The 16,657-nt window shown below is 64.6% G+C and carries 17 protein-coding genes; 9 read left to right on the top strand and 8 right to left on the bottom strand.

Annotated features, from left to right (window positions below; translation table 11 throughout):
- Position 1: 1 nt before the first annotated feature.
- The 6 genes from EOA32_RS18980 (at position 2) to EOA32_RS18955 (ending at position 6,959) form a co-directional block, all read left to right on the top strand.
- On the top strand, positions 2–1,060 hold the full coding sequence (locus tag EOA32_RS18980) for a class I SAM-dependent rRNA methyltransferase (protein WP_128372555.1): 1,059 nt from the start codon (positions 2–4) through the stop codon (positions 1,058–1,060).
- Between the two features lies 1 nt (position 1,061).
- Positions 1,062–1,922 (top strand): RNA methyltransferase, encoded by an 861-nt coding sequence (locus EOA32_RS18975; RefSeq protein WP_128372554.1) that lies wholly within the window; start codon positions 1,062–1,064, stop codon positions 1,920–1,922.
- Positions 1,923–1,935: 13 nt separating this feature from the next.
- Positions 1,936–2,424, top strand: coding sequence for a signal peptidase II (gene lspA, locus EOA32_RS18970; protein ID WP_067318893.1), 489 nt, complete (start codon positions 1,936–1,938; stop codon positions 2,422–2,424).
- Between the two features lie 52 nt (positions 2,425–2,476).
- The gene (locus EOA32_RS18965; RefSeq protein ID WP_128372553.1) at positions 2,477–3,466 is read left to right on the top strand and encodes an MDR family oxidoreductase; all 990 of its coding nucleotides are present in this window, start codon (positions 2,477–2,479) and stop codon (positions 3,464–3,466) included.
- Positions 3,467–3,608: 142 nt separating this feature from the next.
- Positions 3,609–5,888 (top strand): PAS domain-containing sensor histidine kinase, encoded by a 2,280-nt coding sequence (locus EOA32_RS18960; protein ID WP_128372552.1) that lies wholly within the window; start codon positions 3,609–3,611, stop codon positions 5,886–5,888.
- Positions 5,889–6,074: 186 nt separating this feature from the next.
- Positions 6,075–6,959, top strand: a complete 885-nt coding sequence (locus tag EOA32_RS18955) for a GNAT family N-acetyltransferase (RefSeq protein WP_082953625.1) — start codon at positions 6,075–6,077, stop codon at positions 6,957–6,959.
- 124 nt (positions 6,960–7,083) lie between these two features.
- Here the strand turns inward: EOA32_RS18955 and EOA32_RS18950 are convergent, their stop codons facing one another.
- Positions 7,084–7,716 carry a trimeric intracellular cation channel family protein gene (locus EOA32_RS18950; protein WP_128372551.1) on the bottom strand — a complete coding sequence of 211 codons (633 nt, stop codon included), beginning with the start codon at positions 7,714–7,716 and terminating at the stop codon, positions 7,084–7,086.
- 110 nt (positions 7,717–7,826) lie between these two features.
- Positions 7,827–8,477, bottom strand: a complete 651-nt coding sequence (grpE, locus tag EOA32_RS18945; protein ID WP_095800576.1) for a nucleotide exchange factor GrpE — start codon at positions 8,475–8,477, stop codon at positions 7,827–7,829.
- Positions 8,478–8,696: 219 nt separating this feature from the next.
- On the opposite strand from grpE, the gene EOA32_RS18940 reads away from it, so the two are divergent.
- Positions 8,697–8,897 (top strand): hypothetical protein, encoded by a 201-nt coding sequence (locus EOA32_RS18940; RefSeq protein ID WP_067318902.1) that lies wholly within the window; start codon positions 8,697–8,699, stop codon positions 8,895–8,897.
- Positions 8,898–8,937: 40 nt separating this feature from the next.
- Here EOA32_RS18940 and EOA32_RS18935 read toward each other — a convergent pair whose 3' ends face one another.
- From EOA32_RS18935 to cysG, 6 genes are all read right to left on the bottom strand, one after another.
- Positions 8,938–9,558: a DJ-1/PfpI family protein gene (locus tag EOA32_RS18935; RefSeq protein WP_128372550.1), complete on the bottom strand. Its 621-nt coding sequence runs from the start codon at positions 9,556–9,558 to the stop codon at positions 8,938–8,940.
- Positions 9,559–9,800: 242 nt separating this feature from the next.
- Entirely contained in the window at positions 9,801–10,334 is a 534-nt protein-coding gene (locus tag EOA32_RS18930) for a DUF934 domain-containing protein (protein ID WP_067318908.1), read from the bottom strand.
- Positions 10,335–10,520: 186 nt separating this feature from the next.
- On the bottom strand, positions 10,521–11,285 hold the full coding sequence (locus EOA32_RS18925; RefSeq protein WP_127403390.1) for a phosphoadenylyl-sulfate reductase: 765 nt from the start codon (positions 11,283–11,285) through the stop codon (positions 10,521–10,523).
- Complete coding sequence (locus tag EOA32_RS18920) at positions 11,260–12,930, bottom strand: nitrite/sulfite reductase (protein WP_067004083.1); 1,671 nt, start codon at positions 12,928–12,930, stop codon at positions 11,260–11,262. The genes EOA32_RS18925 and EOA32_RS18920 overlap by 26 nt, the downstream gene beginning before the upstream one ends.
- A 40-nt stretch (positions 12,931–12,970) precedes the next feature.
- Positions 12,971–13,276, bottom strand: a complete 306-nt coding sequence (locus EOA32_RS18915) for a DUF2849 domain-containing protein (RefSeq protein WP_128372549.1) — start codon at positions 13,274–13,276, stop codon at positions 12,971–12,973.
- Positions 13,273–14,721 carry a siroheme synthase CysG gene (gene cysG, locus EOA32_RS18910; RefSeq protein WP_128372548.1) on the bottom strand — a complete coding sequence of 483 codons (1,449 nt, stop codon included), beginning with the start codon at positions 14,719–14,721 and terminating at the stop codon, positions 13,273–13,275. The genes EOA32_RS18915 and cysG overlap by 4 nt, the downstream gene beginning before the upstream one ends.
- A gap of 419 nt (positions 14,722–15,140) precedes the next feature.
- Between cysG and EOA32_RS18905 the strand changes: the two genes are divergently transcribed.
- Together EOA32_RS18905 and EOA32_RS18900 are read left to right on the top strand one after the other, a co-directional pair.
- A complete protein-coding gene (locus tag EOA32_RS18905) occupies positions 15,141–15,581 on the top strand; it encodes a host attachment family protein (RefSeq protein ID WP_164747059.1) in 441 nt (146 codons plus the stop codon).
- Positions 15,582–15,795: 214 nt separating this feature from the next.
- Positions 15,796–16,657 (top strand): cation:proton antiporter (locus EOA32_RS18900; RefSeq protein ID WP_189407235.1); only part of this gene is annotated, 862 nt, incomplete at its 3' end.

Raw genomic sequence — 16,657 nt, 5'->3', positions numbered from 1 at the left:
CTTGAAGTCCTTTCGCGACCGAAACCGCGACAACCGTCCGCGCCAGCCGGCGAATCCCCCCAGCCAGTCGCGGCTGCGGGAGGCGGCTTCGGCGGAGAGGTCGGAGCCGCATCATCGTCAGGAAGCAAAACCAGCGCAGCGCCCTCTTGCACGCCGCGAAGGCCCGCTGCCCGCCGAGCGCCTGCCGCTGATCCTCGAGGTCTCGCCCAACTCCGACTATGCTCTGCTGGACAGCGGCGCCGGCGAAAAACTGGAGCAGTATGGGCCCTACCGCATCGTGCGCCCCGAAGGCCAGGCTATCTGGCAGCGGGCGCTTCCCGCCAAGGAATGGCAGCGCGCCGACGCCATCTTCACCGGCGACACCGACGAGGAAGGCATCGGCCGCTGGCGTTTTCCAAAAACGCCGCTCGGCGAAACCTGGCCGATGAAGCATGACGGCATCGACTATCTCGGCCGCTTCACCTCATTCCGCCATGTCGGCGTCTTTCCCGAACAAGCCTCGCATTGGGACCACATGGCCGGGCTGATCGCCGCTGCAAGGCGACCGGTCAAGGTGCTGAACCTCTTCGGGTACACCGGCCTTGCCTCGCTGGTGGCGGCGCGCGCCGGCGCAGAGGTCACTCATGTCGACGCCTCGAAGAAGGCGATCGGATGGGCGCGCGAGAACCAGGAGAGAGCCGGCCTCTCCGACAAGCCGATCCGCTGGATCGTCGAGGACGCGGTTAAGTTCGCCGAGCGTGAGGAGCGCCGTGGCAGCCACTACGACATCGTGCTCTTCGACCCGCCCGCCTATGGCCGCGGTCCCAAGGGCGAAGTCTGGCAATTGTTCGAGGATCTGCCGGGCCTCACCGATCTCTGCCGCTCGATCCTCACGCCGAAGCCGATCGCCGTGGTGCTGACCGCCTATTCGATCCGCGCCTCCTTCTTCGCCATCCATGCCTTGATGCGGGACGCCTTCGCCGGCATGGGCGGCACGGTCGAATCCGGCGAGCTGATCATCCGCGAGAAATCCGCCGGCCGCGCGCTGTCGACCTCGCTGTTCTCGCGCTGGGTGGCTTGAAATGGTCCCGCATGATGGAGCCCGGCCCGTCGGGCAGGTCAAGGAAGTCACCAGCCTCGCCAATCCGCTGGTGAAGGACATCAAGGCGCTGGCGCTGAAGAAGTTTCGCGACCAGCAGAACGCCTTCATGGCGGAAGGCCTGAAGCTGGTCATCGACGCGCTCGACCTCGGCTGGTCGATTAGGACGCTCGTCATCGCCAAGGCCGGGCGCGGCAACGCGGCGATAGAAAAGGTCGCGGCGCGCACTGTCGCCGCCGGCGGCACCGTGCTCGAAGTCTCGGAAAAGGTGCTGGCGGCAATCACCCGCCGGGAAAACCCGCAAATGGTCGTCGGCGTCTTCGTCCAGCAGACGCTGCCGCTGAAGGATATCCGCGCCACGGACGGCGACGTCTGGGTCGCGCTCGACCGCGTTCGCGATCCCGGCAATCTCGGCACCGTCATCCGCACCGTCGACGCCGTCGGCGCCAGGGGCGTCATCCTGGTCGGCGACACCACCGATCCGTTTTCGCTTGAAACCGTGCGCGCCACCATGGGCTCCATCTTTGCCGTGCCGGTCGCGAAGGCGACGGAGCAGGCTTTTCTGGCCTGGCGACGCGACTTTCCGGGCCTCGTCGCCGGAACGCATCTGAAGGGCGCGGTCGACTACCGTTCGGTCGACTTTTCGAGAGGCCCGGTGCTGCTGTTGATGGGCAACGAGCAGCAGGGCCTGCCCGACAGCCTTGCGGACAGTTGCGACCGGCTGCTCAGGATCCCGCAGGCCGGACGCGCCGATTCTCTCAATCTGGCGGTTGCCACCGGCGTCATGCTGTTCGAAATCCGGCGTGGCGCGTTGAAGCTCGACCCCACTGCCGACTCGCGATGAGGGCTGCGAAAACGTGAAATCCTGGTCCCCTTACGCCCTGCTGGTCGTGCTCGCTATCGCACTCGACCAGTGGATAAAACAGCTGGTGGAAAACGGCCTCGCCTTCCAGGAAAAGGTGGATCTTCTGCCTTTCCTGGCGCTGTTTCGCACCTACAACACCGGCATCGCCTTCTCGATGTTCTCGTCCTTCGGCGACACCGGCCTGGTGGCCATCGCCGCGCTTGTCGTCGCCTTCGTGCTCTATCTGGCGGTGCGCACGCCCGCCGGTCACGTCCTTGCCCGGATCGGCTTCGCCCTGATCGTCGGCGGCGCGCTCGGCAATCTGATCGACCGCGCGGTCTACGGCCACGTGATCGACTATATTCTTTTCCACACGCCGGTCTGGTCCTTCGCGGTGTTCAACTTTGCCGACGCCTTCATTTCCGTCGGCGCCGCGCTGGTCGTCTTCGACGAGCTGATCGGCTGGCGGCGGGAAACCAGGTCCCAGGATCCAGGCAATTGACCTGGCGCGGCCACCGCCGCAAATTTGTTTCAAACAAAACGAGGAGACCAAAGTGTCCGATACCTTCAAAGCCATCCTCGTTTCGCGCGACGCCGAGAAGAAGCAGTCGGTCGAGATCGTCGACCTCACCGAAGCTGACCTGATGGAAGGCGATGTCACCGTCGCCGTCGAGGCGACGACGGTGAATTACAAGGATGGGCTGGCCATCACCGGCAAGGCCCCGGTCGTGCGCCGCTGGCCGCTGGTGCCCGGCATCGATTTCGCCGGCACTGTCATCGAATCTTCGCACCCCGACTGGCGAAAGGGCGACAAGGTCATTCTCAATGGCTGGGGCGTCGGCGAGACGCATTACGGCGCCTTTGCCGCCCGCGCCCGCGTGAAGGGCGACTGGCTGGTGCCGCTGCCCGACGGCATGAGCCCGCATGATGCGATGGCAGTCGGCACCGCCGGCTATACGGCAAGGCTCGCCGTCATGGCGCTGGAGCGGCATGGCATCGTGCCGGATCGCGGGCCGGTGGTGGTGACGGGGGCTGCCGGCGGCGTCGGCTCGGTCGCCATCTCGATCCTCTCCACCCTCGGCTATCATGTGATCGCCTCGACCGGGCGCAATGCCGAAAGCCCCTATCTGATCGACCTCGGCGCGGCCGAGGTGATCTCACGCGACGAGCTCAGCCAGCCGGCGAAGCCGCTGGCCAAGGAACGCTGGGCCGGCGGCGTCGACTCGGTCGGCACCCATACGCTGGCCAACGTGCTGTCGATGACGTCCTATGGCGGCGCGATCGCCGCGTGCGGCCTGGCCGGCGGCATGGACCTTCCGACGAGCGTCGCCCCCTTCATCCTGCGCGGCGTCTCGCTGCTCGGCATCGATTCCGTCATGGCGCCGAAAGCGGTACGCCTCGAGGCGTGGCGCCGCATTGGCGCCGACCTCGACCTCAATAAACTGTCGACCCTGTCGCGCTCGATCGGCTTCGACGGCATCATCGGCGCCGCGCGCGACATCGTCGACGGCAAGATCAGAGGCCGCGTGGTCGTCGATCTATAGGGCAATTCCAGGAATAGAGTTCGGCGATTTCGCGTCCAAGGCGCCCAAAACCAGGCAAAACTGCCGGTTATCGGCATGGACGACTAAAATTCGAACGATCCGCCGCAATCTTCCATAATCTCTGTCTGGCAAGGTTTTCCGCATGCTCGCGGACTCCGACTTCAGACAGGACAGCAAAGCCGCAGGCGACGACGGACCGGGTCCTGACGCGCCGAAGCGGCAGGTGCTTACCGCGCCGCCGCTGGTCCCCGCATTGCAAGCGGACAGTCATGAAGGCCTGCCGTTCCTGACGATCGTCGCCATAGTCGTCCTGGCCGGGCTGGCGCATCTCACCGGAGCGCCGATCTTCATCACCATAGGCCTCCTGGCGACGGGTCTGGGCGGCCTGATGATGCATCTGCGCAACCAGCGCGCCGAGCGGCGCACCGCCGCACTTCTCGACGAGACGGCCGCCCGTAGCCGCGCCGAGATCGAGACCCTCGCCGATCGCATGTGGGAGATGCAGGAGAGCGAAGAGCGTTTTCGCGGTCTGATCGATGCGCTCGGCGACCTCGTTGTCCATCGCGACCGCGACGGCCACATCGTCTACGCCAACAAGGTGTTCGCCTCGCTCGTCGAGATCGATCAGCGCGACCTCGCAGGCAAGACGCTTTCCGAGCTCGGCATCGACGTCGGCGTCGTGCCCGAGGCCGCCTTTTCGGATCATGAATGCCTGAGCTCCACCGATGTCGCCATCCGCACGCCGAACGGGCCGCGCTGGTTCTCCTGGATTGAGCTCTCGGTGCGGGACAGGGACACCGGTGCTGTTTCGCACCGGGCGATCGCCCGTGACATCACCGCCCGCAAGCGCGCCGAATCGTCGCTGATCACCGCCCGCGAGCGGGCCGAATACGCCAGCCAGGCCAAGTCGCGCTTCCTTGCCACCGTCAGCCACGAGATCCGCACGCCGATGAATGGCATCATGGGCATGGCGAAGCTGCTTGCCGACACCGACCTGTCGCCCGAGCAGCGTACCTATGTCGGCGCCGTCTCGACTTCCGCAAGCTCGCTGCTGGCGCTGATCGAGGATCTGCTCGACTACTCCAAGATCGAGGCCGGCCGCTTCGATCCCGAGCCGCAGCCCACATCACTGCGTGAGATCGCCGACAACATCATCGAGCTGCTGGCCGCGAAGGCCTTCTCCAAGACCATCGGCCTCGGCTGTCACGTCGAACCCGACGTGCCGCAGATGATCACCGCCGACCCCGGTCGCGTGCGCCAGGTGCTGCTCAACCTCATCGGCAATGCCGTCAAGTTCACCGACACAGGCGGCGTGCTGCTTACCGTCGCGCGCGCCAGCACCGAGAGCACCGACCGCATCCGCTTCACCATCGCCGACACCGGTCCGGGGCTGCGCGAAGAGGATATGGAGCGCATCTTCGAGGAATTCGAGCAATCCGACGGTACTTCGACCAGGGTGCACGGCGGCGCCGGTCTCGGCCTCGCCATCTCCAAGCGCCTGGTGATCGCCATGGGCGGCACGATCTCGGTTTCGAGCCGGCTAGGCGAGGGATCCGAATTCGTCTTCGACATTCCGGCGACCGCGGCAACCCAACCGCCACAATATCGCCGGGACATCCTCTCGGGCCGACGCGCGGTGATTGTGTCCAAGAATGCCGTCGAGGCCGATGCCATCGCTCGCACCATCCGCGCGCATGGCGGTGCCGTCGAGATCGCGGCCACGCCGGACCAGGCCATTGCCTTCGCCGCCTGCTGCAACGTGCTTCTGGTCGACGCCGCGCTCGAGAACAGCGACGGCCGCCTGCTCAAGCGGCTGCGTCAGAGCGGTTTTGTCGACTGCCAGGCCATCACCCTGATCGCACCCGCCGATCGCGGCATGCTTGGCGAATTCCGCGCCAACGGCTACGCGACGTTTCTCGCCCGGCCGGTGCGCGGCGAAACGCTGCTGCGCGTGCTGTTGACCAGCCATGTGCCGGCACCCGCCGAGCCGCGGTCGGAACCGCGCGGCACCGCGTCCGTCCGTCGCCGCGACAAGGGCCTGTCCGTGCTGATCGCGGAGGACAATGACATCAACGCGATGCTTGCCCGCGCCACGCTGCTCAAGGCTGGACATCGCGTCAAGATCGTCAGCAACGGCAAGGCCGCGGTCGAAGCCGTCACCGACGCCGGCCTCAAGCATCGTTTCGATGTCGTGCTGATGGATCTCCACATGCCGGTGATGGACGGGCTGGACGCGATCGCCGCCATCCGCCGCCATGAGGAAGCGCTTGCCGTCCCGCCGATCCCGATCATGGTGCTTTCGGCCGACAGCCAGGAAAAGACGCGCCACACGGTTTTGGCCCACGGCGCCAGCGGCTTCGTCACCAAGCCTCTCGACCCCGATGCGCTCGTCCAGGCCGTCGAGAGCCAGGCAGCGGCGTAACGAATATTTTAGACTTTCCCGAACGCCTTGGATTGCTTGGCTTTCGCAGCCATAAGATAGCCGGTTGAGGGTATTGCCCAGCCGACGAAGTATTGCCGGGATCGCCGTATCACGGTACTGTCACAATCCTGTTGCACCTACACCGTATCCCCGTGCCAAGAGGGATGGCTCGAAGGAGAATCACTCGTGCATACAGTCATGCCTGAATGCGATACTCGGCCGAACGCCAGCGCCCTTCTCGGCGCGCGTGCCGCCGACGCTTTCGCAAGCGGCGCACCGCTGGGCCGCATCGGCAACCTGGAAGTGCGGCTCGCCCGCAACGGGGCCGAGATCGCCGCCGCCCAGGAAGTGCGTTATCGGGTATTCTATGACGAGCTCGGCGCGAGGAAGGATTTGTTCCAGGCGCAGGATCGGCGCGATGCCGACCGCTTCGACCCGCTCTGCGATCATCTCCTGGTTTTCGACACCTCGCTTCCCGGCCCAGAGCACCGCCGTATCGTCGGCACCTATCGCCTGCTGCGGCAGGAGATCGCCACCGCGGCGGGCGGCTTCTACTCCGAGGGCGAGTTCGAGCTGACCAAGTTGGTGGCGCGCCATCCGGGCCAACGCTTCCTGGAACTCGGGCGCTCCTGCGTGCTGCCGGAATACCGCTCCAAGCGCACCATCGAGGCGCTCTGGCAAGGCATCTGGGCCTATATCAACCACTATGGCATCGGCGTGATGACCGGCTGCGCCTCCTTCCACGGCACCGTGCCGGCGGCGCATGCGGAGGCGCTTACCTACCTCGCTCATCACTGCCGCACCGACCAGGCCTGGGATGTCCGGGCGGTGGCCGGCCGCTACTGCTCGATGGACTTGATGCCGATCGAGGCGGTCAATGCCAAGGCCGCGATCGCCGCCATGCCGCCGCTCGTCAAAGGCTATCTGCGTGTCGGCGCCCGCATCGGCGACGGCTGCGTCATCGACCACGAATTCTCCACCGTCGACATTTTCGTCGTCATGCCGGTCAAGGAGATCGGCGCCCGCTACGTCAACTACTATGGCGGCGAAGGCCAGCGTTTCGCGGCGTGAGTCTAGCGAATAGCGAATAGCGAATAGCGAATAGCGAATAGCGAATAGCGAAGGTAGTAACGATAGTGGGCTGATTACAACCAGCCCTATTCGCTACTCCCTATTCGCTATTCGCTGTTTGCTATTACGGAATATCCTCCGGCCTTCGCCCCGGCCGGCTCTTATAGGCCGGGAACGACCAGCCGAATTTGAGCGCCCCGCCCCGCACCAGGAACGCCGCCGCAAAGCCGAGCAGGCTGGATGGCAGGGCCGACATGCCAACGAGATCGCCAAACGTGAAGAGCGCTGCACCCGCAAGCGCGGCCGTGACATAGATTTCGGGCCTGAGCAGCACGGAAGGCTCGCCTGCGATCAGGTCGCGCAATATGCCGCCGAAGGTCGCGGTGAGCACCCCGGTGATGACCGACACGACCGGCGAGCCGGTGATCGCCAGGCCCTTTGCAGCCCCCATCACCGCAAAGGCGGCAAGCCCGATCGCATCGAGCCAGAGCAGCAGCTTGTAGCGGGATTCCACGCGATGGGCGCTGAAGAAGACCAGCACCGCCATCACGGCGCAGATCAGCACATAGCCGCTGTTGGTGACCCAGAACACCGGCAGGTTGAGAATGACGTCGCGTAGCGTTCCGCCACCGATGCCGGTGATGCTGGCCAGAAACAGGAAGCCGATGATATCGAGCTCTTTGCGTGACGCGGCAAGCGCGCCGGTCGCCGCGAAGACGGCGACGCCGGCATAGTCGAGCAGCTCGATGGAATTCATGGCCGAGCGAATAGTGATTGGCGAATAGTCAGTGCACAGTGAATATCACGAAGCGGCGCGGTTGGAACCGCCTTCCCTGTTCGCTATTCCCTATTCGCTATTGGCTCCCTTCACGCATCCTTCTCGGCCTGCTCGTTCACCGGACCCGGCTCGACTGGCGCTTCGGCGGCGGCGGCCTTTGGGCCGCCCTTGGAGACGCCGACCATCGCCGGCCTCAACACGCGCTCGCCGATCGAATAGCCGGGCTGCACGACCTGGACCACGGTCCCGGCCGGAACGTCGGGGTTGGGCACCTCGAACATAGCCTGATGGAAGTTCGGGTCGAACTTCTCGCCTTCGGGCGCAAGCTTCTTCACCCCGTGCCGCTCCAGCGCCGCCAGCATGGCGCGCTCGGTGAGGTCGACGCCCTCGATCAGCGCCTTGAAGCCGGCATCGCCGGAGGCCTTGGCCTCGGTCGGAATGGCGTCCAGCGCGCGGCGCAAATTGTCCGACACCGACAGCATGTCGCGCGCGAAATTGGCCACAGCGTAGGTGCGTGCGTCATGTACATCACGCGCGGTACGGCGCCGCAGATTCTCCATTTCGGCAGCTACGCGAAGCGCCCGGTCCTTCAGTTCCTCGTTTTCCTTCAGCAACCGCACAAGCGCCTCATAGTCGCCGTCGACGCCGCCTTCCGCACGTTCGCCGGAAGCCCGGGCCTCGGAAGCCTGGTTGGCTTCGATTTCCTCGGGCGCGCGTTCGTCTTTTGCCTGGTCGCTCATCGCCGTTTCCCGTCATTCGGATTGGTTTGGATTTGCGCCCGATATCGAGGTTCAGGGGCCAAAAATCAAGGGGCAAGCACCGATGAACGGCCCTTCCGCGATCGTTCCAAATTAATTCAAATTTTACCGTACCGGACGGCTTTGCTTGCCACTAAGGGCCTATGCGGGAACCATTGCCGCGCTGCGAGAGTTTCGAAGCCGACACAGGATTTTGGGACCATGAAGGGCAACATCGGCGAAAGGCGCGCCAAGCTCGCCGACGATATCAGGCGACAGGTTGGCACCGAAGCGACCAAGCGCCTTCTGCGCACGCTTCCGGCATTTCGCCTGGAAAAAGAAGTGCCCAAGCAGTTCACGGATCTGCTCGACCGCCTGGACGGCGCCGAGACGGACAAGGCAGACGGCCAGCGGCAGCACTAGACCGCCCTTCCCCAGGTCCACAGCGTAAGGCGCTGAGGAGCTATGCGGCTCTGCGCTCGTTGCGCATTAGAGCCTCGCCATGACGGATCTCGGTGCCAAGCACCTTGAGGCACTCCCGCATGAACGCCGCAAGGCCGGGCCATCCCTTTGCCGAAACCAGATTGCCGTCGACATGCGCGCCAGTCGGCGACACGTCGATATAGGTACCCCCGGCGAGCGTCACCTCGGGCTCGCAATACTGCAGCGCCGCGACCTCCCGGCCGCGCACCACGCCGTCGACCGCGATCAGGATTTGCACGCCGTGGCAGATGGTGAAGATCGGCTTGCCGGTCTCGTGGAAATGCCTGACCAGCGCCTGCACGCGCTTGTCGATGCGAATATATTCCGGCCCGCGTCCGCCCGCAGCGTAGACCGCGTCGTAATCGGCGGGATTCACCTCGGCGAATGTCTTGTTGAGGATATAGTCGTGGCCGAGCTTTTCCGTATAGGTTTGATGGCCCTCGAAGTCGTGCAGCGAGGTCTTGAGCACGTCGCCGGCCTTCTTGTCCGGGCAGACGACATGGACGGTGTGGCCGACCGCATGCATCGCCTGCTCGAAAACGAAAATCTCGTACTCTTCGCTGAACTCGCCAACGAGCATCAGTATCTTCTTGCCTGCCATGCCGTTTCCTCCCTAGCCGGCTGTTTATTTCGGAGCGCGAAATAATAACCCTATCCTAAGGGCAAGGCGACAAAAGGGGAAGTGAAATCCGCAGAAGTGGTCTGACCAGATTGTTGCAAAGAGGCGCGTAGAACTGAGCCGACTGCGCCAAGATGTCAAAAGCAAGGTGCTTGGTCAGACCAAAGCTGCAGGCTCGCTTGGTTTACCGGTTGGCTGCCTTCGGCGGTCAGCGCGGGGACGGCTCAGCCCGGGCGTTTGCGCCGCCAGGAATATTTCGGGCCCTTGGCTTCCGGCTCTACCGCCGGCTGGTAATAGACTGGCAAGCCTCCTGTGCGCCCTTCCTCCAGCCGCTTCAACAGCACCGGATTGGAGACCTCGAACTCGTCGAAGCCGAGCCGCAGCATATGCGGCAACTGGTCGACCAGCACCTGGCCCGTGGCGCGCACCGCGCCTTTGAAGTTATGCCGGGTGCGCAGCAATTCGCCCTTGGAGAAGGAGCGGCCGTCGTTGAAGGCCGGGAAGGCAAGCGCCACCAGCGACAGCTGGTCGAGCAGGCCGACGATCTTGTCGAGCTCGTCGCCGGGGAGCAGGAGCACGCCGAGGCGCTCCTTGGCCGACCTGCGGATATCGTCATCGAGCCCGAGAAAGGCCTGCAACGGGAGGATGAAGCGGCCATTGCCGGCAAGCGCTTCGGCGCTCTCGGCATGGGTCCATTCGTCCTCGCGGAAACCGTTCGGGGTCCAGAGGCGGGTTTCCGATTTGGTCGGCTCAGTCATCAAAATTCCTAATGCCCTAAGATCCTAATGCCCTAAGAATGAAAGGATATGTCGCTGTTCAGGTCGGCCCGGAGTCGAAAATGGTGGCTTTCGAGAACGGGAGCGGAGCGTACTTCAACTACGCGAGCTCCGAAAGCGCAGGAACCCGCCATTTGCAGGCCGGCCTCACCTGAGTAGCGGCTGTCCTTAAAGTGATGCGTCGGTCAGCGACTTCTCCAGCCCCGACAGATGGATGCCGCACTCGGTCTTGGCGTGCCCCGCCCAGCGGCCGCTGCGCGCATCCTCGCCTGGCTGTACCGGCTGCGTGCAGGGGAAGCAGCCGATCGACAGATAGCCATAGGCGACCAGCGGGTTTTCGCGCAGCGCATGCGCGCGCATGTAGTCGGCCTGGTCGGAGGTCGTCCAATGCGCGAGCGGATTGATGCGGATGCGCGAGCCGACGGCCTCGAAGACCGGGAGTGCCGCGCGCGTCGAAGCCTGGAAGCGCTTGCGCCCGGTGAACCAGGCGCGGAACGGCTCGACGCCACGCGCCAGCGGCTCGACCTTGCGCAGGTTGCAGCAGGCGTCGGTATCGGTCTCATGCAGCCGGCCGGTCGGATCGACGCGTTCGAGCGCCGCTTCGTCCGGCTTGATCACTCTCACATCGGTCAGGCCGAAATCGGCGACCAGCGCGTCGCGGTAGCCCAGCGTCTCCTCGAAATGCTTCCCGGTGTCGAGAAAGATCACCGGCAGCGAGCGGTCGATCTCGGCAATCATGTGTAGGAGGACTGCCGAATCGGCGCCGAAGGACGATACGGCGGCAACCTCGCCGCGGAAGAATTCACGCGCCGAGCGCTCGATGATCTCGATCGGCTTCAGATGGCCGAGCAGGGCGTCGAGCCCCGCCGCTTCCGCGGCAACGCCGGCCTCGACGCCGCCGATCCGGTCAAGCGGCCTTGGTTTCGCCAGCATAGAGCGCCTCCTTGAACGGCGCGGGACCGACACGGCGGTAGGCGTCGATAAAACGTTCACTGGGACTGAGCCGAAGGCCGAGATAGGTGTCGACGATCTGCTCGATGGCATCGGTGATTTCTTCCGAAGAGAAACCGCGGCCGATGATCTCGCCGACCGACGTGTTCTCGTCGGCCGAGCCGCCAAGCGTCACCTGATAGAGCTCGGAGCCCTTCTTCTCGACGCCGAGGATGCCGATGTGGCCGACATGGTGGTGGCCGCAGGCATTGATGCAGCCGGAAATCTTCAGCTTCAGCTCACCGATCTCGCGTTGCCGCTCCAGCGAGGCGAAGCGGCGCGAGATTTCCTGCGCGACCGGAATCGAACGCGCCGTGGCAAGCGCGCAATAATCGAGGCCGGGGCAAGAGATGATATCGCTGATCAGGTTGGAATTGGCGGTCGCCAAGTCGATCTCGACCAGGGCGTCATGGACGGCCTTGAGGTCGGCGCGCGCCACATGCGGCAGGATCAGGTTCTGCTCGTGGCTGACGCGCAGCTCGTCGAAGGCGTATTTCTCGGCGATGTCGGCAACCGCCTCCATCTGGCTGTCGGAGGCGTCGCCGGGCACCTCGCCGATGCCCTTGAGCGAGATCGTCACCGCCGCATAGTCGGGATGGCGATGCGTTATCACATTCTGGTCGAGCCACTCCGAAAAACTCTTGGAATCGAGCCGCGCCTGCTTTACCTGCGCGTCGCCTTCCGGCCGGTCGGGCAATGCCGGCGGCGCGAAATAGGCATTAATCGCCTGGATGTCGGCGTCCGGCAGCTTCAGCTCCGCGTCCTTCAACTCCTGCCATTCGGCCTCGATCTGGCGGGTGATCTCCTCGACCCCGGTCTCGTGGACGAGGATCTTGATACGCGCCTTGTACTTGTTATCGCGGCGGCCATAGAGGTTGTAAACGCGCAGGATCGCCGTGCAGTAGGACAACAGCTCGGCTTCCGGCAGGAAGTCGCGGATCTTCTTGGCGACCATCGGCGTGCGGCCCTGGCCGCCACCGACATAGACGGCAAAGCCCAGCTCGCCGGCCGCGTTCTTCTTCAGATGCAGCCCGATGTCGTGCGTCTGGATAGCGGCGCGATCACGCTCGGCGCCGGTCACCGCGATCTTGAACTTGCGCGGCAGGTACGAGAACTCCGGATGCACCGACGACCACTGGCGCAGGATCTCCGCATAGGGACGCGGATCGGCAACCTCGTCGGCGGCCGCGCCGGCGAAATGATCCGCGGTGACGTTGCGGATGCAGTTGCCGCTGGTCTGGATGGCATGCATTTCGACACTCGCCAGATCAGCAAGGATCGCCGGGATGTCGGACAGCGCCGGCCAGTTGAACTGGATGTTCTGGCGCGTGGTGAAGTGGCCGTAGCCCTTGTCGTATTTGCGGGCGATGTGGCCGAGCATGCGCAATTGCCTGCTGTTCAGCGTGCCGTAGGGCACGGCGATACGCAGCATATAGGCGTGCAGCTGCAAATAGACGCCATTCATCAGCCGGAGCGGCCGGAACTGGTCCTCGGTGATCTCGCCGGCAAGCCGGCGCTGCACCTGGTCGCTGAACTCGGCGACGCGGGCCTTTACGAAATCGTGGTCGAACTCGTCGTAACGGTACATGCTTCGTCTTTCAGGGCGCGTCCGCCCGCTTTGTTGTGTTCTATGCCGCCCGTGCCGGAGCCGGGCTCGCCTGCTTGCCGATGTCGGTGCGGATGCTGGGGCCCGCGGCGCGGATCTTCTCGCGCAGCCGCACCGGCTCGACCACGCCGTTGATCACGGTCACATCGATCAGGTTGACGTCGACGACTTCGTTGTTGGCAGCGGCCGCGGCGCCGATGGCCTCGAGCCGATCCTCCGCCGCCTTGTCATGGGCGATGTCGGCACGACTGACGGTCTCCGCCCAGCCGCCATCGGCGTACCAGACTGCGATACCGTCCGAGAGCCTGTTCGCGGTCAGAACCTTCATTGCTCAACTCCTTCGGCCGCTACGCCGGCCGTATCTTCACGCGTGTGCGCCGCAAGCGGCTCGGATTGTTCGAAATTGGCGCCGGCGACCGCGTCGCCGATGATGGTCATGACCGGACCGGTAAGATCGGCGCGCGCTTCCAGCGACGGCAGGTCGGCGAGCGTGCCGTGGAAGCGGCGGCGATTGCCAAGGCTGGCATTCTCCACCACGGCGACGGCAGTATCGGGCGACAGCCCGGCTTCGATCAGCCGGCCGGCTACTTCGGCTGCGACCGAGCGGCCCATATAGACGGCGACGGTGGCGCCCGAAATGGCAAGCTTTGCCCAATCGGGCAGTGAGTTGCCCTTGAGGTCATGCCCGGTGGTGAACACCATCGAGGACGTCACGCCGCGCAGCGTCAGCGGCAATTCGAAATCGGCGGCCGCGGCGAAGGCGGCGGTCACGCCCGGAACCACCTCATAGGCGATGCCGGCATCGCGAAGTGCCGCCATTTCCTCGCCGGCGCGGCCGAACACCAGCGGGTCGCCCGACTTCAGCCGCACGACGCGCTTGCCCTCGCGGCCAAGCTCGACGAGCAGAGCGTTGATTTCTTCCTGGCTCTTGGAATGGCAGCCCTTGCGCTTGCCGACAGGCAAGCGCTCGGCATCCCGGCGCCCCATGGTGACGATCGCTTCCGGCACCAGCGCGTCGTAGACGATCGCGTCGGCCTCCATCAGCAGGCGGTGGGCGCGCAGCGTCAAAAGATCCTCCGCGCCCGGGCCGGCGCCGACCAGAGCGATGTGACCTGCGGTCGGCGCGTCCGAAGTCAGAAGTTCGAGCGCAGCACTATGCGCCCTGGCGAACTCTCCGGCTTCAACCGCCTTGGCCGGGAGGCCGGCGAAGAAATCGCTCCAGAACCGGCGGCGGCGATTGCCTTTCGGCAGCCGCTCGGCAGCAGTGCGAAACGACGACGCCAAGGCCGCCAGCCGGCCAAGCGACGGCGACAGCATGCGATCGATGCGCACCCGCAGCAGCTGCGCCAGCACAGGGCCGGCGCCCTCGGTGCCGATGGCGATGGCGACCGGCGCGCGGTTGACCAGCGCCGGTGTGAAGAAATCGCAGAGCTCAGGCCGGTCGACGGCGTTGACCGGAATGCCCAGCCGGCGGGCGTCTTCCACCACGCGGCGGTCGAGCGCCTCGTCGCCGCTGGCGGCAAACACCATGGCCGCGTCCTCGAGGTGCGCGGCATCGTAGGCGACATCGACGTGGACAGCGCCGGTGGTTGCAATGAAATTCCGAAGCTCGGGATCGGCATTGTTCGCAGTGATGCGCAGCGTCGCGTTTGACTGAGCAAGCAGCCTGGCCTTGGCCAGTGCCTCCTCGCCGTTGCCGACGATGGCCACGGCTTCGCCGTCGACCCGCAGGAAAACGGGGAAGGCGTTGAGCTTGGCATTGGCTGGCGACATGGCGATAAACAGTACGAGAACAGTCTGGCAGTTTTATGCGGGCCTGGGAAAAACCAGAAGGCAAGCACTCGCGCATCCCTTGATGGCAGGCAATCGCTTTTTCGCAGCCGCGAAAGGCAGGAGAAAAAAATTCTACGCCGGAGCTTGAGGTGGTCAGGCACCTCTCCGAGAGCTATTGATCCGGCACAGTTTTTAGCGCCGTGCAGCCGACACGGCAAAACGGTTTTTTCTAAATTCTACTAACTTAGTAGATTAAGACGCGGTCTTGCTGGTGGGTGAGGTCGCTGCCGCCTGCAGCACATCCTCCAGTCGTTGGTTCATCCGGAACTATCATGCTCGGCGGCACGTTTCGCTAACGATCCATCCCGTCGGTCGAGCCGCGCTCGCGGGCTCGATTTGTGCTCAAGGCAAGGAGGAAAATCATGAACATCAAGCTTAAACGCGGTCTCTGGGTGGTCGTGGCCGACGGCGAAAAGGCGCTTTTCCTCCGCAATGAAGGCGACAGCAAGTTTCCGAACCTCGAGGTGGTTCAGGAGATGGAGCAGGAAAATCCCGCCACCAGGGAGCAAGGCACCGATAAACCGGGCCGATATGCCGAAGGACCACGCAGCGCGATCGAAGAGACCGACTGGCATCGCCTCGGCAAGGAACGTTTCGCAAGCGATATTGCCGACCGGCTCTACAAGCTTGCGCATCGGGGTGAGTTCGACCAGCTCGTGCTGATCGCGCCGCCGCAGGTGCTCGGCGAGATGCGGCAGAAGCTGCACAAGGAAGTCAGCGAAAAAGTGCAGGCCGAAATCCCCAAGACGCTGACCAATCATACCGTCTTCGACATCGAGAATCTGCTCAAAGCGGCCTGAGCGGCACGCAGGAACGCACAGTGCACGGGATTGATGCCGTGGCCCCCTGATGGCGGCTCGCTCTGATTTTCTCATCCGGCGTCCGATCGCGGCGCCGAATTCCGTCTAGCGGTGGTTGCGTCCCCGCCCCTCCCCCGACCATATTGCGAAGGGGCGGCGGCCCTCGGGCGGCGCTTATCGACATCGTGAATTCTCGAAAGGCGCTCCATAGACAATGCCGCATGACACGCCCCTGATCGCCACCATCGTCGCCGGTTTGGGGCTTGCCTCCGTTTTCGGAGCATTGGCCAACCGATTCCGCATCCCGCCGCTGGTCGGCTATCTGGTGGCCGGCGTGCTGGTCGGGCCGAACACGCCGGGCTTCGTCGCCGACGCCAGCCTTGCCAACGAACTCGCCGAGATCGGCGTCATCCTGCTGATGTTCGGCGTCGGCCTGCATTTCTCGCTGAAGGATCTTTTGTCGGTCCGCGCAATCGCCGTGCCCGGCGCCGTCGTGCAGATCGGCTTTGCCACGCTGCTCGGCGTCGGCCTCGCCTGGCTGCTTGGCTGGTCGCTCGGCGCCGGCCTTGTCTTCGGCCTCGCGCTCTCCGTCGCCTCGACCGTCGTCCTGCTGCGCGCCATGCAGGAGCGGCGGCTGATCGAGACCGAGCGCGGCCGCATCGCCGTCGGCTGGCTGATCGTCGAGGATTTGGCCATGGTGCTGGCGCTGGTGCTTTTGCCGGCGCTCGCCGGCGTGCTTGGCGGCCAGCCACAGGCCGACGACCATGCGAGCCTGCTTTCGCTGCCCGCCAACCACGGCATATGGGGGGTGGTCGGCATAACGCTGGCCAAGGTCGTCGCCTTCGTCGTCGTCATGCTGGTCGTAGGCCGCAGGGTCATCCCCTGGATCCTGCACTATGTCGCCCATACCGGCTCACGCGAGCTGTTCCGGCTCTCGGTGCTTGCCATCGCGCTCGGCGTCGCCTTCGGCGCGGCGAAGCTGTTCGGCGTCTCGCTGGCGCTCGGCGCCTTCTTCGCCGGCATGGTCATGAGCGAGTCCGAGCTCAGCCACCGGGCGGCGGAAGAATCGCTGCCGC

Origin of the sequence: Mesorhizobium sp. M1A.F.Ca.ET.072.01.1.1 (assembly GCF_004023325.1) — a bacterium.
Classification (GTDB): Bacteria; Pseudomonadota; Alphaproteobacteria; order Rhizobiales; family Rhizobiaceae; genus Mesorhizobium.
Note: the sequence above shows the minus strand (reverse complement) of the source record. Positions and strands in the feature narration are given on the sequence as shown.